We start from the raw sequence: 21,446 nt of genomic DNA, 5'->3' as shown, positions 1-21,446 counted from the left end.
GTGGCTCCACCCGCTCGGTTCGGCGGGGGTCGGGACGACGACCGGGGACTACCGGTCTTCGGGCCACTCGGGAGCGCCCTCCGGTCGGCTCCCCGCCTCGGAGCCGGGGTGCGGGTCGGACCCGGGGTCGGAGGCGTGTTCGTGGTCGGGCTCGGACCCGGGGTCGGAGGCGTGTTCGTGGTCGGGTTCGGACCCGGAGTCGGAGTCGACCTCGCGGTCGGGGAGCGGTCCGGAGTCCGTCGCGGACTCCGCCTCCGCGGTCACGCTCGCCGGACCGGCGGAGACGGTGACCTCGAAGCGGGCGCCGCCGTCGACCCCGTTCGCGGCCGAGACGGTCCACTTGTGGGCTTCGACGACGTTCTTCACGATGGCGAGACCGAACCCCGTCCCGTCCGCTTCGGTGGTGTACCCCGACTCGAAGACGTGTCCGACGTCGGCCTCCGGGATGCCCGGGCCGTCGTCCTCGACGTAGAACCCGGCCCCGTCGGGCAACGCACCGACGGTGACGGTCGGGTGGTCGCCGTCCACGGAGCCGTGCTCGACCGGGTCGTCGGGCTTCGCCCGACTGCTCGTGGAACCGTGTTCCACGCTGTTCCGGAACAGGTTCTCGAACACCTGGACGAGCCGCGGACGGTCGGCCGCTACGGTCGGGAGGTCGTCGGCGACGACGAGGTCGGCGTCCCCCGTGTCGACGTTCGACCAGGCGGCCCGGGCGACCTCCCCCACGTCGACCGGTTCGGTCTCGCCGACGACCTTCCCCTGTCTGGTGAGCGTGAGCAACCCGTCGATGAGTTCGTTCGTCCGGGCGGCCGCCCGAGCGATGGCGTCGAGACGTTCCTCCGAGGGGTCAGTACGAGCCAGCTCGAGGTTCAGCGTGATGACGTCGAGGGGGTTGCGCAGGTCGTGTGAGACGATGGAGGCGAACTCGTCGAGCCGGGCGTTCTCGCGTTCGAGCTGGCGCTGGTACTCCACGCGCTCGAACTCGTAGCGAATCCACTGGGCCATGAGCGCGACGAACGTCTTCTCGGCCTCCGTCAACGGCTCGGACCGCGGCTCCGGGTCGACGAAGCAGAGCGTCCCGAAGGGGTCGCCGCCGACGGTCACTCGGGTCCCGACGTAGGTGCCGAACTCGCCGTCCGGGTCGTCCGAGTTGTCGACGACCACGTTCAGCCCCTCGCCGCGGACGGTGTCGTGACACGGGGTCGCAGAGAGCCTCGTCGTCGCGCCGGGTTCGGCCACCGACTCGTCGCCGCCGACCGCCACCACCTCGCGCAGGTCGGTCTCCGTCCGAACCCGGGTCAGGTGGGCGTTCGCGACCCCGAGCCGGTCACAGCCGATGGAGAGGATCTGCGGCAGCTTCTCCTCGAAGGTGAGGTCGCTCCGGGAGGCCGTCTCCGAGAGCCGCCTGAGCGCCCGCTCGCCCGTGCGGAGCTCCTCTTCGATGCGAACGCGCTCGGTGATGTCGGTGATGAACCCCTCCAGCGCGTCGACCCCGTCTCCGTCGTCGCCGACGCCGACCCCCTGCTCCCACACCCACCTGAGTTCGCCGTCCGCCGTCAGGATGCGGTACACCAGCTCGAACGGCTCGTCCCGGTCGAGGGCGGCCTGGACCGACTCCCAGACGCCCGCCTGGTCGTCCGGGTGGACGACGTCCTGACCGAAGGAGACCTCGCTCCGCTCGAGTTGTTCCCTCGCGTACCCCGTCAGCTCGGTACACCCCTCGCTGACGAACGACATCGGCCAGTCCGGCGTGTTCTCACAGCGGTAGGCCATCCCGGGGAGGTTCGACAGGAGCGTCGAGAACTTCCGGCGGCTCTCCCTGAGTTCGCGTTCGATGCGGACCCGCTCGGTGATGTCCCGGGCCTCGGGGATGAGCAACACCACCTCGCCGCTCTCGTCTCGGACGGGTTTGACGGAGAAGTCCGTGGTGGCGACGCGGTCGCTGCCGTGGACGTCGAGGGTGAGCCGGACGAACTCGCCGTCGGCGGCCCGCTCGACGACCCCTCGAAGGACGTCTCCGGTGTCCCCCGTCCGCGGGAACCAGTCCGTCTCCCACAGCGGCTTGCCGACCACGTCCTCCCGGTCGAGGTCGCCGAACTGGAGTGCGGTCTCGTTCGCCTCGAGGACCGTCCCGTCGGGCTCCAACAGCCCGGTGAACTGGTAGGTCTGGTTGAAGATGGCGTCGTACTGCCGCTCGCGCTCGACGCGCTCTGAGGCGTCGCGGACGACCCCGACGGTCCCCCGGAACTCGCCGTCGGGCCCGAGCGGCATGAGCGTCAGGTTCAGCTCACAGGGGAGGCGCGTGCCGCCCTTCCGGGTCAGCGTCACCTCGTAGCGGCGGACCCGCTCGCCCTCCCCCGCGAGGAGTTCGCGGATGCCCTCCTCACAGCGTTCGATGTCGGCCTCGTTCATCACGACCGAGACGTGTTCGCCGACGAGTTCGGTTCGGTCGTACCCCGTGATACTCTCGATGGCGCGGTTGCAGTCCCTGAACGTCCCGTCGGCGTCGAGCTTGTACACCCCGTCGCCCATCGTCTCGAATATCTGCGTGTAGCGGTACAGTTCGTCGCGGCGCTCCTCGCGCTCGGTCACGTCGACGAGCGAGCCGAGCACCGCGGGCCGACCGTCGTGGTCGATGCGGCTGTCGAGGGCCTCGACGTACACCAGTTCGCCGTCTGCACGGACGCCGGTGTACTCGTAGCGCAGGCGGTCGACACCGGCCGACCACTGGAGCCGGAGGTTGTCGACGACGCGGTCGCGGTCCTCGGCGGCGACGAGCTCGCTCGGCGGCGTCGAGAGCAGCGTCTTCCGGTCGTAGCCGAAGGTCTCTGCGAGACGGGGGTTCACGTAGACGAACGCCCCGTCCTGAACGATGTACACCCCGACGAGACTCTCCTCGACGAGCGTCCGGTAGCGCGATTCGACGAGCTCCCGCGCCGACCGTACGCGTTCGAGCTCCTCCGTCCGCTCGTGCACCTCGGAGAGGTCGTGGGTGACCGTCTCGAACCCCCAGTCCTCGTGAGTGCTATCGTCACCCAGCCGGCTGACGACCAGGTTCGCCCAGAAACGGCTGCCGTCCTTGCGGACGTGCCACCCCTCGTCCTCCGAGCGACCCTCCGACCGGGCGCGTGTGAGGAGTTCGTCGGGGCGCTCGTTCTCCGTGTACTCCTCGGGGAACAGAACGGAGAGGTGCTCGCCGATGACCTCCTCGGCCGTCCAGCCGGTGAGCTCGGTCGCGACGTCGTTCCACGTCGAGATGCGGCCCTCGGGGTCGAGCGTGCAGACGGCGTGGTCCTCGACGCTCGCGACCAGCAGGCGGTAGCGCTCGCGTTCGCGGTCCAGCTCCCGCTGGCGACGCTTCCGGTCCGAGACGTCGCTCGCGATGGCGAGCACCCGCGCCTCGCCGCCGAGTTCGACGCTCCGGAACCGAATCTCGGTCCAGCGGCGCCCCCCACTGGCCGTCTCGACGCACCACTCGAAGGTCTGCGGGCCGTCCTCCATCGCGCGAGAGATGACCGTCGAGATGCCGGCGCCCGTCGTCTCGGCCTCCTCCGGTGCGGTAATCGAGCCGATGGAACGTCCGAGAACCTCCGCCTCGGCGTATCCGAGCAGGTCACAGGCGAAGTCGTTCACTTCGACGATGCGTTCGGTGTCGGGGTCGACCACGAGGATCGCCTGGGAGACGGCGTCGAATATCTCCCGATAGCTCGTCTCCGCTCGCACCCGCGAGACGGACTCGGTGATGAGCTTCGCGAGGACGGTGTACTGGGCGGTCCCGCGCTCCTTCCGGAGGTACCCCGTCGCGCCGGCGGCGAACGCGTCGCTCGCGACCTCCTCGCTTCCCTTCCCGGTGAAGAGAATGAACGGGAGCTCCGGGCGGCGCTCGCGAACGGCCTCGAGAAAGGAGAGCCCGTCCATTCCCGGCATCTCGTAGTCGCTCACGACGCAGTCGATGTCGTCGTCGAGCCGGTCGAGCGCCTCGCGCGCGTCGGTGACCGGGACGACGGAGAGGCTGTCGTCCGCGCTGGAGAGCACCTCCGCGACCGTCTCGGCGAACCCCGGCTCGTCGTCGACGTGGAGCACGCTGACCGCCTGGGATTCCTGCCTCGCGACGGCCATCGCCTACGCGCCCGTCCCGACCGCGTCGCGGATTCGCTCGACCAGTCGGTCCGTTCCGCCGACGTCGCCCGCCTTCCGCAGGTAGTCGGTCGCGCCGATGGCGGCCGCCTCGCCCTCGACGGTTTCGTTTCCCTTGTTGGTGAACATGATGAAGGAGGTGTTCGGGTACTCGTCGCGGACCGCGGAGAGGAACTCCAGGCCGTCGACCGACGGCATCCGGTAGTCGCTGACGATGCAGTCGACCGGCTCCTCGTTGAGGACGGTGAACGCGTCGGGTGCGCTGGTGGCGGTCGACACCTCGATGTCCGGATACCGTCCGCCGAGGACGCCCGCGAGGGCGTCGAGGTAGTCCGGCGAGTCGTCGACGAGGAGGACGCGGATGTGCTCGGCTCGTCGCTCGTCTACGGCCCTGTCCGGGGTCTCTGTCGTGGTCATGGTTGGGAGTCCGCCCGCGACGACGCAGAGCGGCTCGTCGCGACCGCCCGGCGGCCGCAGGCGTCGCCCCCCGTCACCGCGCGTGTGTCGTGAACATTCAGCACGGTAGGTCTTAACGAAATGGTGCGATTATCGAAGAGGTTCTACACGGTCCATCACGGTCGGTCGCCCGCGACGGGGGGCAGACTCGTCGCCGGCGTCAACGGCCGACGCTGCCCTCGTCGGCCGTCGGGAGGCGGCCGTCGTCCGCCTCGGACAGCCAGCCGAACGCCAGCATGGCGAGCACGATTCCTCCGCCGAGGACGAGTCGCGGCCAGTAACTCGCCGTCCGGTACAGGACGACGGCGCCGGCGACGACGCTCGCCGCGACCGGCGTCGCGGCCGTGAGGAGCCCCACGAGCGCCACGTCGACGCCGCCGACCCCGCCCGGCAACGGGACGACCGCGGCCAACACGGCCGCGGGGACGACGGCGACGATGACACCCAGGGGCGCGGCGTGGCCCAGCGCGACGAACGAGAGCCACAACGCGAGGAGACTCGTCGCGTGAGCCAGCGCCATCAGGGCGACGACGGCGACGAGTCTGCGCCGCGGGGCCGCCCGGAGCCGGCCGAACGACCCGAGGAACCGGTCCACTCGGGCCTCGACCGCCGTCCGGTCGGGAACGGACACCCGGGGGAGCCGCCCGACCGTCGCGACGGCCCACCAGAGCAGGCCGGTTGCGACGGCGACGAGCCGGGTTCGCGACCGGTGGACGGCCGCGAGCGCCAGGAGACCGGCGGCGACGAGACTCACGACGAGCACGGCGACGTCGCCGGCCCTCGGCACCGCCGTCGCGAGGAGGTACCCAACGCCGACGAGACCGAAGAGGGCCACCATCGCGTTGGCGAGCAGACTCAGACTCACCACGGCCGCGACCCCCTCCTCGTAGTCGGCGTCGGCCGACCGGGCGACGAGCAGACCGCTGACGGGGGTGCCACCGGCCTGCCCGGACGGCGCCACGGTGTTCACGAACGCCGCCGCCGCGTAGGCCGTGAGCGCCCGCGGGAGCGACACCGGGCGGTCGAGCGCGCCGAGGACGACCCACAGCGCCGTCCCCCGAGCCGCGAGGGTCGCGAGCGCGAGCGCACCGACGGCGGCGGCGACCCCGCGGTCGACACCGGCGAGGGCGTCGACGAGCGTCTCGACGCCGACGACCCGCGCCGCCACGAGCACCACCGCGACGGAGCCGGCGAGCCAGACGGCCGCGCGTCCCGGTCGGCTCCCGAGCGTCGACCGGACGCCCCCGCTCACGTCCGGGCCTCCATCGTCGCGGGCCGCTTCGTCGACGGCTCTGACCTCCGGGACGGCGTCGACGGCGTCGCCTCCTGCGACGAAATCGACGGTTCGGACCGTCTCGACCGTCCCGACGGCCCGACAGGTCGACGGTCGTGACGTACCGCTCCACGGCTCGGTTGCATCTGACCCCTGTAGGGCGGGCGACGAGATAACCCTGTTCCGTCCGAGTGCGGCGGGCACACCACGGTCGACAGTGTCACGGCAGGGTCGACACCGTCACGAGTCCGGACGGACTCGTCGGACCGTCACAAGACTTACTCCCGCGGCCGGAGTACCTCACGGCCGACGAACAGTATGTCCCCTTCGCCATCGTGTCGTTCGGTCCTTCCGTCCAGGCAGCCCGCTCGCGACGCTCCGTCGGGGAGACGGGAGCGGGCGCCGTCGACTCGGGGCTCGACACCACTTCCCTCCAGCCGTGGCCACCGCTGACCGCCGGGCGTGGGCCGACCAGGTCGGATTCGCGCTCGTCTCGGCCGTCGTCGTGGTGGTCGGCTTCCTCCAAGGTCGCGCCTCGGTCGTCGTCCCGCTCGGCCTGCTCGCCGGGGTCGCCGACGCGGGGTCGCTCGTCCTCCTCAACGCCACGGTCGCCTGCCTCGTCTTCTCGACGACGCTCCTCCTGTCGGCGGCGGTCTTCTTCGCCGACGTCGTCCGGGGCGACGGCGGGCGGGCGCATCCGACGACCGGCCCGAGCGTCGCCGCCATCGTCCCCATCTACGGCGACGCCGCCGTCCTCGACCGGAGCGTCGGGAGCCTCCTCGCCTCCCGGTACGAGGACCTCGACGTGTACGTGGTGTGTGAACCGGGCGACGAGCCGACGGTCGAACGGGCCCGCGAGCTGGCGACCGCCCACGAACGCGTCCACTGTCTCGTCAACACCGACCACCCGGGGTCGAAGGCGGCGGCGGTCAACTTCGCCGCGCAGGTCGCCGACGAGGACTACCTCGGGGTGTTCGACGCCGACGAACGCGTCCACCCCGAATTCGTCGCCGCGGCGGTCGCCGGGCTCGACGACGCCGACCTCGTGCAGGGGCGCACCCTCCCCCGACCCGACGGGCTACTCGAGAACGTCGTCTACTACGAGTCCGTCGTGCTCGGCTATCTGACCCACCGCCTGCTGTCGGCGCTCACGGGGTTCCGGATGGCGACGAGCAACGTCCTCGTGATGCGTCGCGAGGCGTTCCGGCGCGTTGGCGGCTACGACCCGTCGATGCTCACCGAGGACTTCAACTTCGCCTTCCGGTGTTACGAGGAGGGAGTCAGGGTCGAGGAGCGCCTCGAGTACCCCTCCGAAATCGAGGCCGCCCACACCCCCACCGACTGGTGGGGCCAGCGGAAACGCTGGATGACCGGCTACGCGCAGGTGCTCCACCGACGACTGGAGGCGGTCGACCCCGTCGGCGCCCCGCGAACCGTCGTCTCCCTCCTCATCTGCGCCGGCGCGATTCTGGGGAACCTCTTTCTCCTCTCGCTGGCCTCGCAGGCGGCCGCGCTCGCCGCCGCCGGCGCGGTCGGAGTGCTCGCGCTCCCCGTCGCGACGGTGTGGGTCGTCTGCCTCGGGGTCCGGCTTATCGACGCCCGCGCCGGCCACGTCGAAGGGGTCGGTCTCGGCTGGCTGCTCGTGCCGGTGGTCGCACCGCTCTACAGCCTCGCGGCCATCAAGGGGTTCGTCGAGTACCCGCTCTCCTGGAGCGGCGAGTGGTACCGAGTGACGAAGCAGGGGTGAGGAGGGCCGAGCCCCGGTCGGCCGTCACTCTCCCAGCCGCGCCGACGGCCGGAGGTCCCGGGAGGACCGCCCGACGGCGACCGTGAACGCGTCGCGGTCGACGACCCACCCGCTCGCCCGCTCGTCGTAGACGGCGAACGCCCGGTCGGCGAGCGGAACCGACACGGTCCGGGACTCGCCCGGAGCGAGTTCGACCGACGTGAAGCCGGCCAGTTCGCGGGGCGGGCGAGGGAAGGGCTCGGACGTGCTCTTCGAGCCGTCGGCGCCGACGCTTCCCTCGGGTTCGACGTACGCCTGCACCACCTCCCGTCCCGCCCGGTCGCCGACGTTCTCGACGGTCGCCTCCGCCGTGGCGACCGAGTCGAGCGGCGTCGGTGACTCCCCCGCCGACCGAACCTCCGGAACCTCGCCGTCGACGACGAGGTCGCGGTACGCGAAGTTCGCGTACGACAGCCCGTGGCCGAACGGGAACAGCGGCGCCGTCCCGCCGGCGTCGAACCCGCGATACCCGACGAAGATGCCCTCGTCGTAGCGGGCCTCGCGGTACCCCGCTCGGCCCCTGACCCCGGGGTACTGTGCCCGCGTCTTCGCCGGGTAGTCGCCGGCGGCGGCGCCGAACGTCACCGGGAGTCGGCCGCCGGGGTCGTCGTCGCCGAACAGGACGCGGGCGAGGGCGTCGCCGGCTTCCTGCCCGGGGTACCACACTTCGACGACGGCGTCGACCGCGTCGAGCCACGGCATCTCCACGGGACCGCTCGTCGTGAGGACGACGACCGTCGGCGTCCCGGTGTCGGCGACGGCGCGTATCAGCCGGTCCTGTGCGCCCGGAAGCGAGAGGTCCGGGCGGTCCGCACCCTCGGTGGCGGCGTCGCCGGCGACGACGACCGCCACGTCGGCGCCCGCGGCCGCGTCGACCGCGTCCTCGAACCGCGGGTCGCGCTCGCGGAGTCGAGGGAGGAGGGGCACCTCGGGGAGCGGGAGGCGGCCGACCCGCGGGACGCCGCGCTCGAAGACCACCTCGCTCCCGGCGCCGACCCGCCGGCGGAGGCCGGAGAGCGGACTCACCCGTCGTCGCGGGGTCACCGCCGCGCTCCCGCCGCCGCTCGCCTTCGCCTCGTCCGCGTCGGCGCCGAGGAGGGCGACCGTCCCCGGGTCGGCGTCGAGCGGGAGCGTCCCCGCCGCGTTCTTCAGAAGGACCGTCCCGCGGACGGCGACTTCCCGGGCGAGGCGCCGCCAGCCGCCGGGGTCGGACTCGACGGCCACCCTGTCTCGCGCCCCCACTACTCCCAGCCGTTCGTACCGGCCGAGCAGGCGTTCCACCATCTCGTCGAGGCGCGCCGGCGAAAGTGCCCCCCGGTCGAGCGCCTCGGGGAGGTCCCGGGCGAACGGCGTCGGTCGGAGCAGTTCCCACGCGTCGGGTTCGTCGGCGGCGGGGGCGAAGACGGCCCGGAGGAGGTCTTCGCGGTCGCTCGGGAGCCAGATGGGCCACCGGCGTGCGAATCGGCGTGGACCGACCGGCCGCCCGCGGTCGTCGGTGAGCAGGTCGCGCGCGGAGACGCCGGGCATCTCGAGGTCGAGTCCGGCGATGGCCGCCTCGGCCCCGTCGTGGACGGCGCCCCAGTCCGACACCGTCACGCCCTCGAACCCCCACTCCTCGCGGAGGACGGCCGTGAGCAGGCGGCGGTGCTCGCTCGCGTAGACCCCGCCGACGCGGTTGTAGGCGGTCATCACTCCCCCGGCGCCAGCCCGGACCGCCGCTTCGAACCCCGGAAAGTACAACTCACGGAGCGCGCGCTCGCCGACCTCGGCGCTCACGGTGAGGCGGTCGCGCTCCTGGTGGTTCGCGACGAAGTGTTTGGCGACGGCGAGGGCGTCGCGGGACTCGATTCCACGGACGACCGCCGCGCCGACGCTCGACGTGAGGAGCGGGTCCTCGCCGAGGTACTCGAAGCTCCGGCCACAGCGCGGGTCCCGAAGGAGGTTCACGCCCGGACCGAGCACGGCGTCGAACCCCTTCGTCCGCGCCTCCGTCGCCAGCGCCGCCCCGAAGCGCTCGGCGAGTTCGGGGTCCCAGGCCGCCGCGAGCGCCATCGAGGCGGGGTACGCCGTCGACCGGCCGGCACGAACGCCGGTCGGGCCGTCGGTCATCGAGGAGGCGGGGATTCCGACTCGGGGAATCGGCGGGACGTACCCCGTCGCTCGGCCGTCCGGGTCGACGCCGCCACGGACGAGTCGGAGCTTCTCGCTCCGAGTGAGGCGGTCGAGGAGGTCGGCGACGGTGGCTGAGGGGGACATCGAATCTCGTCGCCGACGGTTCGAGTCCCGTCGGCTACAACCTGACGGCACCGGCGAGCGCCCGACCCGTCGACGACACGCCCGCGGGAGGGCTCAGTTCAGCGGCTCTACCTCGTCCGTGAGGTCCCTCGGGGCGTCGACCGGCCCGTTCACGAACAGCCCGTGGGCCATGATGAGCGCCGCGACGGCACCGGCGCCGAGAACGGCCAGCGGCAGTGATACCGCCGTGAACAGGCCGACCGTGGCTCCGGCGGTCATACTCAGGAAGATTCCGACCAGCACGACGTCGTAATACTGCCAGGTGTACGACACGCCGACCCATTGCCGCGCTACCGACAGGAAAGCCACGAATAGGTTCGAAGAGGTTGTTCGGGAAATTAAATCCGACACCCCCGCGCACCCCGCCGCCCCTGCCGTCCCGGCGCCGCGGTCAGTCGTACCGCTGGACGGTCGCCGACCCGACGTCGACCCGGACCAGCGTGTTCTCGCCGGCCCACGCGTCCTCGTCGACGCCGTACTTCCGGTTGATACGGCGGTTCGCCGCCCGGGTCGCGTCCGCGTCCTCGACGACGCTCGCGGTGCCGAGGAGCGTCACGCTCCACTCGGGCATCCCCTCGCGCTCGCGGGCGACCGACAGCGACACCCGGGGGTTCGCCCGGAGGTTCGACAGCTTCCGCCCGGTGGTGACCAACTCGACGGCCTCGTCGTCGGCGTCGTAGTGGAACCACACCGGCGCCGCGTGTGGTCGGCCGTCCCTACAGGTCGCGAGGTGGGCGAGCGACCGGGCGTCGGCGAGCAGGTCGGCGACCGCGTCGGGAACCGGGTCGGTCATGCGGTCGAACAGGACCGGAGGCGGAATAACGGTTCCGCGGGCGGTTTCGGCCCGTCGTCGGCGCGGGTGGCTACGGCCCGTCGACGGCGCGGGTGGCTACGGCCCGTCGACGGCGGGAACGCCACAACGGCTACGGCCGACCGGGGTGAACGCGTTCCCGTGAACGGAGGCGCCCCGGACGACCCCGACGGACCGGACCCGTCCGATACAGGCGAGCCCGACCCGCCCACGGTACGTGCCGCCGCACTCCTCGGGAGCGACGTCCGCGACACCGGCGAACTCGACGGTGGACAGGTGGGAACCGTCCACCGCGTCGAACTTGTCGACGGGCGGGTCGTCGTCGCGAAGACCGGGCCGGCGCCGCTGTCTATCGAGGCGGCGATGCTCCGCCACCTCGGTCGGGAGAGCGACCTCCCGGTGCCGGACGTACTCCACGCCGAGGACGACCTGCTCGTGATAGAGTACGTCGAGAACGACGGGCGGGTCACGCCGGCGGTGGAACGCGACGCCGCCGACCACCTCGCGGCGCTCCACGCCGAGACCGCCGGCGCGTTCGGCTTCGAGCGCGACACCCTCACCGGGCCGCTCCGCCAGCCCAACCCCTGGACCGACTCGTGGGTCGCGTTCTTCCGCGAGCACCGACTCTCCTCCATGGCCGACGAGGCGGCGGCGAACGGGCCGCTCCCGGCGTCGCTCCGCGAACGCGTCGCCGACGTGGCCGCCGACTGCGACGACCTCCTGACCGAACCGGAGACACCCTCCCTACTCCACGGTGACGTGTGGCGAACGAACGTGCTCGTCCGCGACGGCACGGTGGCGGCGTTCGTCGACCCGGCGTGCTACTACGGCCACCCGGAGGTCGAACTCGCGTACGTCGACTGGCTCGACACCTTCGGTCGGGCGTTCTTCGAGCGGTATCGGGAGCGCCGCGGGGTCGACCCCGGATTCGACCGCCGGAAACTGGTGTACGCGCTCTACCCGCAGTTGACACACGCCCGCCTGTTCGGCGGCCACTACGTCGACGTGGTCGACCGGACGCTGTCGTCGCTCGGCTACTGAGCCGGGACCCGCCCGTGGGGGCTTCAAACGCCCGTATTGGCGGCAGGCCGACACGAACGCGGCGTCGACGCCGATTTATCCGGGCCGTAAGTTCACACTGCGTCGACTCTCGGTATTTCCGACGACTTCTCGGAGGTCGGCACCGATGGCGCCGCTCGGCCCCTTATGAGCCGCATAAGCAAGTGCCGCCGGGACGAAGGAGGGGTCGATGACCAGTCGGGGACTCGCGGACGGTCGTCGCCGGGGGCGGTGCTACCGGGGAGCCACCGGCACGTGGACCGTCCGCCGCGACGGGCGGGTGGCCGGAACTGATTTCGGGGTGACATCCAGTGAGTAGCACGATTAATCCGTTCGCGTCCACTACCCGGCGGACGAGGCCCACGATGAACAAGGAGCTGTTCGGCGTCTTCGGCGGCCGGGACGCGCTGGAGCGGGTCCGCGGACCCGACGCGTTCGACGAGGTCGTCGCCGGCGACGCCGTCGCCGTCGGGCTCACCGACCCCGGACTCGACGTGTCCGGCCGGAGCGACTGCTACGACGGCCCGGAGGGGGTCTGTGCGGTGTTCGGGGAGGCGTTCGCCCCCGACGGCACGAGCGAGGTCGCCGAGTGGCTCGCGACGCGCTACGCCGAGGAGGGCCTCGACGCCGTCGCCGACCTCAACGGCTCCTACGTGGCGGTCGTCGACGACGGCGACCGGGCCCGCGTCGTCACCGACGCGATGCGCTCCTGGGAGGTGTTCTACGTCGACGTCGGTGGCCTCCGTCTGTTCGGCACCGACGTGGGTGCCCTCCGCTCGCAGGTCGACCGACCGGTGCTCTCCCGCGAAGCGCTTCTCGAGTACCTCCACGTCGGCACCGTGTTCGGCGAGCGGACGCTGTTCGCCGATATCCACCGGGTGCCGTTCGACGGCTACCTCGGTCCCGACGCGGTCGGCGAACTCGACCGGTTCGTCTACCGCCCCGAGTCGGGCCGGGCCGAGCGCCGGACGCTCGACGACCACGCGGCGGCGCTCGCCCACCGAATGCAACGGGCGCTCGCCCGCCGCTCGGGACTGCCGGGTCCCCGCGGGCTTCTCCTCTCCGGCGGGAAGGACTCCCGCGTGTTTCTCTCCCAGCTCGACATCGACCGCTGTTACACCATCGGCGACGCCGGGTCGCGCGAGGTGCGCGCGGCGTCGAAGGTGGCGGCCCAGTACGGCGCCGACCACACCATCCTCGAACCCGACGAGCGCTACCTCCGGGGCGACGGGAGCAAGGTCCGCTACGGCCAGTCCATCAAGGAGTCCCTGCACATCCACCACGCCGGCTACGACGACCACTTCGACGTGACGACGATGTACCACGGCGTCCTCTTCGACACTCTCCTCAAGGGGTACTTCCTCGAACGAGCCGGCGTCGAGGCGTTCGGCTCGAAGCTCCCCTCCGCGCGGCTGGCTTCCGACCCCGACCCCGTCGAGTCCCTGCTCGACACGCTCGGCTACTTCCCCGAGGAGAGCCCGACCGTCGCCGACGCCGTCGCGGAGACGTTCGACGGAGTCGCGTTCGACGACGGGGACTCCCTCCACCTCGACGACCCGGGTGACTTCCTCCGCGGACGACTCCGAGCGGAGCTCGACCGCGGCCGGGACCGCGCCGAGTCGGTCCACAACGCGATGGACCTGCTCGTCGTGCGCAACCAGCCGGTGCTCCCCTTCCGTACCCACCTGGCGGACAACTACCTCGAGAGCTTCGTCGCCGCCGACGCCGAACTGCTGGACTGGCATCTGACGACCCCCCCGGAACACCGCCGCGACGCGACGTTCTGGCGGGCGCTGGAGCGCATCGACACCTCCATCTTCCACCACCGGCCGCCGAGTCAGCCCCACGCCTCCCGCCGGCTCAACGAAATCGAGCGCTTCCTCCGCCGGAAGCTCCCCTTCTGTGAGTCGTTCGAGGCGGCGTGGCCCGACCGCGAACGGCTGTACGCCGACTGTGGGCTCGCGGAGGAGCTGTTCCCGGGACAGGCCGCGATGCACCGACTCCCCGCCCGACTCCAGCTCCGCGCGAACGACGCGCGCTGGTGGCTGGAGTAGGGTCCCGACCCCTCCCGCGAGGCCGAACCGGCCGGAACTACCCGTAGCTCTCGACGTTCCGGAACCGCTCGGGGATGCCGCCGTGTTCTGCGACCTCCTTCACCTGGTTCGCCATCGCGCCGATTCCGCAGATGAACAGTTCGAGCGAATCGGGGTCGAGGTTCGGCGTCTCGCCGCCGGCGAGTTCCTCGCCGACGAACCCCTGGAGCTTCTCCGGGAGGTCGTCGGTGTCGACGGCGTCCGGGTCGAGACACTTGAGGAACACCTGCTGGACGTAGTCGGTCTCGCCCTCCCAATCCGAGAGTCTCGACTCCCGCGACAGCGTCGGGAGGTAGTGGAAGTTCTCGCGTTCCTCGTCCATCTCCTGCCACTCCTCGTGGTACGCGAGGTCGTCCTCCCACGACGAGCCGAGGACGAGGTACACGTCCTGTGTCTCGCCGTCGGTCTCGTCCCACCCCTCCTCGAAGACGTAGTTGATCATGCTCCAAAAGGGGGCGACGCCGGTGCCCGTCGCGACGAACACGAGGTCCCGCTCGGTCGGCTCGTCGAGGCCGAAGTCGTCGCCGTAGGGGCCGCGGACGAACAGCTCGTCGCCGGGTTCGGCCTCCTCACAGAGGTGCGGGGTGAGCCCGCCGCCCGGGACGCGCCGGACGGTGAGTTCGATGTACTCCCGGTTGGGCGAACTGGCGATGGAGTACACCCGCGGCGGGTAGTCCTCGAAGGTGATGCGGGTGTAGTGGCCGGGGACGAACTCTATCTCCTCGTCGGGTTCGAAGCGGAGCTTCAACAGCGACGGGTAGGAGCGCTGTGCCCGGCTCACGAGGGTGTCGACGGTGTCGGCGAACCCCACGTCCGCCTCGGCGAGGGTGTCGCTGATACCGTTCCACTCCGCGACCCGCTCCGGCGGCTCCTCGGGGAGGTCCTCCGATTCGAGGGTCTCCTGGACCATCGGCCAGTGGTCCGCGAGCCGGTCGAGCACCTCCTCGGTGCGGTCTTCGTCCATCGCCTCGGCGAGCGTCACCGTGGCGTCCGTCTCGGTCAGCATCTGGTCGTGGGGCTCTACGTCCCCCTCGGCCTCCGCGTGAGCGACCGGGTCGTGTGGGTCCACGTCCTCCGGATTCTGCGCCATCGCTCGTCGGTTCGGCGAGCAGGAGGTTATCTCCAACGGCTGTCGCGAGCCGTCGTGGACGACGTACGGGTGGGTGAGATGCCGTTCCGACGGTCGTCGCCGACGACCTCGACCCGCTACTCGTCGTCTTCGAACGTCAGCGCGACCGAGTTGATGCAGAAGCGCTTGCCCGTCGGCGCCGGGCCGTCGTCGAACACGTGTCCGAGGTGGCTCTCGCAGTTCGCACACACGACCTCGATGCGGTGCATCCCGTGGCTGTGGTCCTCGCGGGTGTCGACGGCGGACTCCTCGGCGGCGTAGAACGCCGGCCACCCGCACGACGACTCGTACTTCGTCTCGGACTCGAACAGCACCTCGCCGCAGCCCTTACAGCGGTAGACGCCCGCCTCGTCGTGGTCGACGTACTCTCCCGAGAAACGGGCCTCGGTTCCCTGTTCGCGCAGGACGCGATACTCCTCCTCGGTCAGCTTCTCGCGCCACTCCTCGTCGGTCTCCGGTCGGCCGCGGCTGTCGGATTCGCTCACGGGGCAGGGTAGGGACCGCGCAGGGAAGTGCCGTTCGGCGCCGGAGGTTGAAGTGCGAAGACGCGACCATCCGGTCCCATGCGCTGACGAGTCGCCGCCGCGGGGCCGAGGTGGGTGCGTGACCGACCCCCGGTGGTGTGCTGTGGTCGCCCGTTCGCCCCTCCACAGCCGTGCCCCCGAGCCGGCTACCGCGTCGTCTCGCTACTCCCGAACGCGTTCGAGGACGAGCTGTTCCGCGAACGTCCCCCGCTCGCGGGCCTTCTCCCGGCCGATCTCCTGTAGCTCCTCCCGGTCCACGTCGCTCGCCCGGCAGATGGCGCCGACGACGGCGAGTACGTCGGCCAGCTCCTCCGGGTCGCGGCTCTCCGCGTACTCGCGGGCCTCCTCGACCAGCTTCTCGCCGAGCCGATGCTGGAACTCCGCGTCGTCGGCGACGTGTGTCTCCGGTTCGGCGCCCGTCTCGCGGACGATCTCGGGGACGTGGTCGCGGACGAGTTTGTCGTACTCGGTCGTCCGCTCCCCGACTGTCGGGTCCGCGGCTTCGGGTTCGCCACTGTCGTCGGTCATTCGGGGAACAGTTCCTCCTCGCGGTCGATAGCTTCGATGGCCGCGACGTCCTCGTCGTCGAGTTCGAGCTCCGCGGCGGCGAGGTTCGCCTCCAAGTGGGCTCGGCTCGACGCCTTCGGAATCGTGACGACGACGTCGAGGCCGGCGAGCCACGCGATGCTCACCGCGGCCTCCGTGGTGTCGTGTTTCTCGGCGACGTCGGTCAACTCCGGTACGTCGAAGACTCGCCCACCGGCCAGCGGCGAGTAGGCGACGAGCGGGTAGCCGCCCTCGCGGGCGTGCTCGACCAGCTTCGGGCGCTGAAAGAGCGGGTGGTACTCCGTCTGGTGGGCGCCGAGCGGCGAGTCGAGCAGCTCCCGTACCTCGTCCAGCTCTTCGACAGTGAAGTTGCTCACGCCGACGGCGCCGACGCGGCCGTCGTCGACGAACTCGTCCAGGACGGGGAGCGTGACCTCGGGGTCGTACGTCTCGATGGGCCGGTGGACGTACAGGAGGTCGACGGCGTCGACGCCGAGGCGGTCGAGGCTCGCCTCGACGCTCTCGCGCAGCGTCGTCGCCGGCGAGAGGCTGTCGGCCCACACCTTCGTCGCGAGGAGCACGTCCTCGCGCGGGACGGACGACGCGGCGAGACCGTCGCCGACGACCGACTCGTTGTCGTATATCTGTGCGGTGTCGAGGTGTCGGTAGCCGAGGTCGAGCGCCGTCGCGACCGCGTCGGCGCCCGTCGGGCCGTCGAGACCCATCGTCCCGAGACCGACCGGCGGAAGGTCGTACATACGGGCACCAGGGGTCGGGGCACTTAGGGCTCGTCGGTTCGCGCCGGGAGTCGGGTCCGACTCGGCCATCGCCGGGCCGGAACCCGTTCATCCGCCGTCGACGAGGTCCGGAAGCTCGTCGAGCCCGTCGAGTTCGTGGGTCGGGTCGGCGTCGAGGACGGCGTCCGCGCGGTGGGGCCGGCGGACGAACGCCGAGTCCAGCCCGGCGCGGTCGGCGGCGACCACGTCGGATTCGCTGTCGCCGACGAACAGCGTCGCCTCGGGGTCGGCGTCGAGGTCGGCGAGCGCCCGCCGGAGGTAGTGGGGGTTCGGCTTCTTCAGTTCGAGGCTCTCGGGCGTCGGCTCGCGGCCGTAGGCTGTCTCGAACAGGTGGTTCACGTCGTGATGGTCGAGGAGAAAGTCCACCGTCGCCTGCTGGTTCGAGGAGACGATTCCCATGGGGGTGTCGTCGCCGGCGACCGACCGAACGGCGTCGAAATCGTCGTACAGCCGCTTGCGGCCCGCGCGGACCTCGGCGACCTGCGCCTCCGAGGAGCGGCGGTCGCGGGCGGCCCAGAACGCGGTGCGGTCGACGCCGTATCGCTCGGCGAGCGAGCGCAGGGTGTCGGGGGCGACCCCGACGGTGAGCGCCTCCACGTCGTCCGGGTGCGGGTCGAGGTCGAAGTCCGCGAACGTCCGAGCGGCGGCCTCCCGGAGCACGGCGCGCTCGACGAGCGTCACGAGCACGCCGTCGTTGTCGAACAGAACTGCGTCGTAACTCACTACACGAGGGTTGGGTGTGCGCGGAAATGAGCGTTTCCCGGGGCCGACCCCACGGAGAGCTTCGCCACCGGTCGACACACACGGCCGGTAGTCGAACCCTTTTGCGCCGCGCGTCCCACCTCCCGGCATGGAGTCTCTCGCCATCGTCGGCGCCGGTCCGGCCGGTGTCGGCGCCGCGTACGCCCTGCGCGACGCAGACGTCGACGTGACGATTCTCGAGAAGAGTCGCGGCGTCTGCGGTCGTGCCGCCACGCGCCGGCGGAACGACTGTCGGTACGACCACGGCGCCAACTACGTGAAAGCGGACGACCGGACCGACGACCTCCTCCGCGAACTGGGCGAGGACGGTCTCGTCGACGTGGAGCTCCCCGTCTGGACGTTCACGAGCGACGGCGCGATTTCGGCGGGCGACGAGGAGCGCGGCGACGCCCACAAGTGGACGTGGGAGACGGGCATCACCCAGCTGGCGAAGCGCCTGCTCGACCGGACGGACGCGACGGTCGAACGCGAGACGCGAGTCGAGGCGGTCGAGCGTGTCGAGACCGGCGGAGTCGACGGCGTCGAAGGGGCGCGAGACGAGTGGGGGTGGCATCTCGCCGACACCGATGGCGAGGCTCACGGCCCATTCGACGCGCTGGTGCTCACGCCGCCGGCGCCCCAGACGGCCGCCCTGCTGGCGGCCACGCACTGGCAGAGCGAACACCTCCCCGCCCTCCGCGAGGCCGTGGGCAGCGTCTCCTACCGACCGACGCTGTCGGCGATTCTCCACTACCCCTTCGAACTCGACCGCCCGTGGTACGGCCTCGTCAACGTCGACAAGGACCACGACGTGGGGTGGCTCTCCCGCGAGGAGTGTAAGCGCGGCCACGTCCCCGACGGCGAGACCCTGCTCGTGGTCCAACTCGGCGCCGAGTGGTCGGACGAACACTACGACGACCCGGAGGGAGCGGTCGTCGACGCCGCGGCCGCGAAGGCCGCCACCCTCCTCGACGACGACCGGCTCGCGGACCCGGACTGGACGGACCTCCAGCGCTGGCGCTACGCCCAGCCGAACGAGGGTGCCGACGCCGACGTCCTCCGGCGTGGGGAGGTCGACGGACTGTACTTCGCCGGCGACTGGGTCGTCGGCGAGGGCCGGGTCCACCGGGCGCTGTGGAACGGGTACGAGGTCGGCGAACGCATCGGCGAGGGACGGTAGACGCTCGTAGCGTCGAGGGTCGAGGGTCGCGGCCGGTTCACCGGCATCGCCACCGCTTTGAGGCCGACCGCCGAGCGTTCGCCCATGTCGCAGTCCGACGCCGCGTCCGAGTCCGACCCCGGGTCGGGGTCCGACTCGGCCGCACGGCAGGCGTCCCGCGGTCGGCTCCCTGACCGTGATGCCTTGCCCAAGTGGCTCGCTCCGCTCCCGCGGTGGCTCGAGGACTTCGGGCTCCGCATCGCGTGGCTCGTCGTCGCCATCAACGCCGTCGGTACCCTCTTCGGATTCTGGTACTACGGCGTCACTCCGATTCCCCTGTCGACGCCGGTCATCACGGGCCAGTTGGCGTTCGAGCCGCCGGTGATGTGGCCGCTCGTCCCCGACTCGCCGACGGCGACGCTGTTCATCGCGCTGTCGCTTGCCCTGTGGAAGCTGGGTCGCTCGAACGAGGCGGTGAACGCGCTCGCCTTCTTCGGCTGCTGGAAGCTCGGACTGTGGACGCCGTTCGTCCTGCTCGCGTTCGCCGACGGCTTCCTTGCGTCGACGATTCTGCCGATGTACCTCTTTCTGTTCTTCAGCCACCTCGCGATGGTCGTACAGGCGTTTCTCATCCACCGCTACTCCGATTTCCCGGTGTGGGCGGTCGGCGTCGCCGTGTTCTGGTACGGGTTCAACGACCTCGTGGACTACTTCGTCCCCATCGTCGGGACGCCCCACCACACCCTCCTGCCGGGCCAGACGGTGAACGCGGCAGGCTACTTCACCCACCCGGCGGCGATTCACTACGTCGGTGCCGCCGGCGCGGTCGTCCTGACGCTGACGGCGACGTTCCTCGCGCTGTCGACGCGCGCGAAGAAGGCGGAGGTCGGGGCGCTGTCGGGACGGAACTGACGCCACCCGTCGACGGCGACGCGAACTCCGCCCTTTTTCTGCCCGCCCCGTCACGACGGACCATGGAGAAAGTCAGCGTCGACGACGTCGAGGAGACGAACTTCGCGGGCGTCAGCGTCTCGCGACTCTCCGACCCTCTCGGCACCGAAGACCTCGCCATCAACCACTACGACCTCGCGCCGGGAGACTCCTTCTCGGCGGGGATGCACACCCACCTCGACCAGGAGGAACTGTTCTACGTCATCAGCGGAACGGCGACGTTCGAGACCCGTGACGGCGAGGTAGAAGTCGGCGCCGGCGAGGCGATTCGGTTCGCACGCGGTGACTACCAGTCCGGCCGCAACGACGCCGAGGTCGGCGCGGACGGCGAGCACGTCGTCGCGCTCGCGCTCGGCGCGCCGAAGGGGAGCACCGAGATGCGCGTCCCTCAGCCCTGTCCCGAGTGTGGCGACAGCGACGAACTCGCGGTCTTTTTCGCCGAGGACGGGTTCACGCTGCGCTGTCCGACCTGCGGTGCCGAGTTCGACGCCTGAGTCGCGGTCGAAGCGACCGGCGCCGACCGACGCCCACGTCGACGGGCGTCCCGCGTCCGTCCTGCAATCCGATTTATCCCGTCGCCCGCCGTAGCGCGAGTCATGACGCTTTTCGACCGGGTCGCCGACCTGCCGCTCGTCGTCGAGGAGTCGAGCCGCGAACGCCACGAGCGCGACACCTCCAGCGGCTTCCTCCGGAAGTCCACGACCTTCCTGCTTCGCGGCGAGGCGGCGACCGGCCGCGGCGAGGACGTGACCTACGACGCCGAGGACCACGACGCCCTCGCGGACGCCCCGACGGACCTCGTCTCGGAGTGGGGCCTCGACGGGGAGTGGACGTTCGGCGAGTTCTCCGGCGCGCTCGACGAAGGTATCGAGGACGGCGAAGTCGACCTCTTCCCGACCAAGCCTCCCGAGCGGGAGGCGTCCCGGCACTACCGCCGGTGGGCCGTCGAGAGTGCGGCGCTCGACCTCGCGCTCCGTCAGTCCGACCGGAGTCTGGGGGAGACCTTGGAGCGAGAGTACGCGCCAGTCCGCTTCGTCGCCTCCACGCGGCTGGGCGACCCGCCGACGACCGACCGGGTCGAGGCCATCCGGGAGCGCGTCCCCGACATCGAGTTCAAACTCGACCCCACACCCGACTGGACGGACGACCTCGTCGCCGACCTCGCCGAGACGGGCGCCGTGCGAGTGCTCGACCTCAAGGGACGCTACGAGGGGACCGAGGTGGACAACCCGGCCGACCCCGACCTCTACCGCCGGGTGTTCGAGGGGTTCCCCGACGCCGTCGTCGAGGACCCGGGGGTGAGCGACGAGGTGGCGGCGCTGGTCGAGGAGCACGGGGGGCGCGTCTCGTGGGACTACCCCATCACCGGCGTCGAGAGCGTCGAGGAACTCCCGTTCGAGCCAAACTGGCTCAACGTCAAGCCGTCTCGGTTCGGCACCGTCGAGTCGCTGTTCGAGACCGTCGAGTGGGCGGACGAACGCGGGGTGTCACTGTACGGCGGCGGACAGTTCGAACTCGCGGTCGGCCGCGACCAGATTCAGGCGCTCGCGTCGCTGTTGTACCCCGACGGCCCGAACGACGTCGCCCCCGGCGTCTACAACGACCCCGACGTACCTGCTGAGTTGCCGGCGAGTCCGCTTCCCGCTCCGGCGGGCGAGCCCGGGTTCGGGAACTGAGCGGGCTCCCGCG

At 71.0% G+C, this 21,446-nt stretch carries 18 protein-coding genes; 7 read left to right on the top strand and 11 right to left on the bottom strand.

Going from position 1 to position 21,446, the window contains the following annotated elements; translation table 11 throughout:
- Nucleotides 1-48 precede the first annotated feature (48 nt).
- The 3 genes from N5095_RS08120 to N5095_RS08110 all read right to left on the bottom strand — a co-directional run bounded on the left by N5095_RS08120 (nt 49) and on the right by N5095_RS08110 (nt 6,070).
- Complete coding sequence (locus N5095_RS08120) at nt 49-4,119, bottom strand: PAS domain S-box protein (protein ID WP_267622265.1); 4,071 nt, start codon at nt 4,117-4,119, stop codon at nt 49-51.
- 3 nt (nt 4,120-4,122) lie between these two features.
- Nucleotides 4,123-4,554: a response regulator gene (locus N5095_RS08115; protein WP_267622264.1), complete on the bottom strand. Its 432-nt coding sequence runs from the start codon at nt 4,552-4,554 to the stop codon at nt 4,123-4,125.
- A 199-nt stretch (nt 4,555-4,753) separates the two neighbouring features.
- Nucleotides 4,754-6,070, bottom strand: coding sequence for a flippase-like domain-containing protein (locus N5095_RS08110; protein ID WP_267622263.1), 1,317 nt, complete (start codon nt 6,068-6,070; stop codon nt 4,754-4,756).
- Between the two features lie 235 nt (nt 6,071-6,305).
- Here N5095_RS08110 and N5095_RS08105 point away from each other — a divergent pair, with 235 nt between their 5' ends.
- Nucleotides 6,306-7,613 carry a glycosyltransferase family 2 protein gene (locus N5095_RS08105; RefSeq protein ID WP_267622262.1) on the top strand — a complete coding sequence of 436 codons (1,308 nt, stop codon included), beginning with the start codon at nt 6,306-6,308 and terminating at the stop codon, nt 7,611-7,613.
- 24 nt (nt 7,614-7,637) lie between these two features.
- Here N5095_RS08105 and N5095_RS08100 read toward each other — a convergent pair whose 3' ends face one another.
- From N5095_RS08100 to N5095_RS08090, 3 genes are all read right to left on the bottom strand, one after another.
- Nucleotides 7,638-9,908, bottom strand: a complete 2,271-nt coding sequence (locus N5095_RS08100; protein ID WP_267622261.1) for a glycoside hydrolase family 3 C-terminal domain-containing protein — start codon at nt 9,906-9,908, stop codon at nt 7,638-7,640.
- A 93-nt stretch (nt 9,909-10,001) separates the two neighbouring features.
- A complete protein-coding gene (locus N5095_RS08095; RefSeq protein ID WP_267622260.1) occupies nt 10,002-10,220 on the bottom strand; it encodes a DUF8015 family protein in 219 nt (72 codons plus the stop codon).
- A gap of 118 nt (nt 10,221-10,338) precedes the next feature.
- Nucleotides 10,339-10,740: a pyridoxamine 5'-phosphate oxidase family protein gene (locus N5095_RS08090; protein WP_267622259.1), complete on the bottom strand. Its 402-nt coding sequence runs from the start codon at nt 10,738-10,740 to the stop codon at nt 10,339-10,341.
- A gap of 159 nt (nt 10,741-10,899) precedes the next feature.
- On the opposite strand from N5095_RS08090, the gene N5095_RS08085 reads away from it, so the two are divergent.
- On the top strand, nt 10,900-11,799 hold the full coding sequence (locus tag N5095_RS08085; RefSeq protein ID WP_267622258.1) for a fructosamine kinase family protein: 900 nt from the start codon (nt 10,900-10,902) through the stop codon (nt 11,797-11,799).
- Nucleotides 11,800-12,182: 383 nt separating this feature from the next.
- Nucleotides 12,183-13,871, top strand: a complete 1,689-nt coding sequence (locus N5095_RS08080) for an asparagine synthetase B family protein (protein WP_267622257.1) — start codon at nt 12,183-12,185, stop codon at nt 13,869-13,871.
- A 37-nt stretch (nt 13,872-13,908) separates the two neighbouring features.
- Here the strand turns inward: N5095_RS08080 and N5095_RS08075 are convergent, their stop codons facing one another.
- The 5 genes from N5095_RS08075 to N5095_RS08055 all read right to left on the bottom strand — a co-directional run bounded on the left by N5095_RS08075 (nt 13,909) and on the right by N5095_RS08055 (nt 17,629).
- Nucleotides 13,909-15,000: a ferredoxin--NADP reductase gene (locus N5095_RS08075; RefSeq protein WP_267622256.1), complete on the bottom strand. Its 1,092-nt coding sequence runs from the start codon at nt 14,998-15,000 to the stop codon at nt 13,909-13,911.
- Between the two features lie 116 nt (nt 15,001-15,116).
- A complete protein-coding gene (msrB, locus tag N5095_RS08070; RefSeq protein ID WP_267622255.1) occupies nt 15,117-15,524 on the bottom strand; it encodes a peptide-methionine (R)-S-oxide reductase MsrB in 408 nt (135 codons plus the stop codon).
- Between the two features lie 201 nt (nt 15,525-15,725).
- Nucleotides 15,726-16,091: a nucleoside triphosphate pyrophosphohydrolase gene (locus N5095_RS08065; RefSeq protein ID WP_267622254.1), complete on the bottom strand. Its 366-nt coding sequence runs from the start codon at nt 16,089-16,091 to the stop codon at nt 15,726-15,728.
- Nucleotides 16,088-16,867, bottom strand: a complete 780-nt coding sequence (locus N5095_RS08060) for an aldo/keto reductase (protein ID WP_267622253.1) — start codon at nt 16,865-16,867, stop codon at nt 16,088-16,090. Before N5095_RS08060 ends, N5095_RS08065 begins: the two co-directional genes overlap by 4 nt.
- 87 nt (nt 16,868-16,954) lie before the next feature.
- Nucleotides 16,955-17,629: an HAD family hydrolase gene (locus tag N5095_RS08055; protein ID WP_267622252.1), complete on the bottom strand. Its 675-nt coding sequence runs from the start codon at nt 17,627-17,629 to the stop codon at nt 16,955-16,957.
- A gap of 127 nt (nt 17,630-17,756) precedes the next feature.
- Here N5095_RS08055 and N5095_RS08050 point away from each other — a divergent pair, with 127 nt between their 5' ends.
- The 4 genes from N5095_RS08050 (at nt 17,757) to N5095_RS08035 (ending at nt 21,433) form a co-directional block, all read left to right on the top strand.
- Nucleotides 17,757-18,827 (top strand): NAD(P)/FAD-dependent oxidoreductase, encoded by a 1,071-nt coding sequence (locus N5095_RS08050; RefSeq protein ID WP_267622251.1) that lies wholly within the window; start codon nt 17,757-17,759, stop codon nt 18,825-18,827.
- An 84-nt stretch (nt 18,828-18,911) separates the two neighbouring features.
- Nucleotides 18,912-19,718 carry a DUF1405 domain-containing protein gene (locus N5095_RS08045; RefSeq protein WP_267622250.1) on the top strand — a complete coding sequence of 269 codons (807 nt, stop codon included), beginning with the start codon at nt 18,912-18,914 and terminating at the stop codon, nt 19,716-19,718.
- Between the two features lie 62 nt (nt 19,719-19,780).
- Nucleotides 19,781-20,251 (top strand): cupin domain-containing protein, encoded by a 471-nt coding sequence (locus N5095_RS08040; RefSeq protein WP_267622249.1) that lies wholly within the window; start codon nt 19,781-19,783, stop codon nt 20,249-20,251.
- A gap of 102 nt (nt 20,252-20,353) precedes the next feature.
- Nucleotides 20,354-21,433 carry an enolase-like domain-containing protein gene (locus N5095_RS08035; RefSeq protein ID WP_267622248.1) on the top strand — a complete coding sequence of 360 codons (1,080 nt, stop codon included), beginning with the start codon at nt 20,354-20,356 and terminating at the stop codon, nt 21,431-21,433.
- Nucleotides 21,434-21,446: the final 13 nt, after the last annotated feature.

The sequence above is a fragment of the Halobium salinum genome, assembly GCF_026586625.1.
Classification (GTDB): Archaea; Halobacteriota; Halobacteria; order Halobacteriales; family Haloferacaceae; genus Halobium; species Halobium salinum.
The sequence above is the reverse complement of the archived record's forward strand: the minus strand, read 5'-3'. Positions and strand labels throughout refer to the sequence as shown.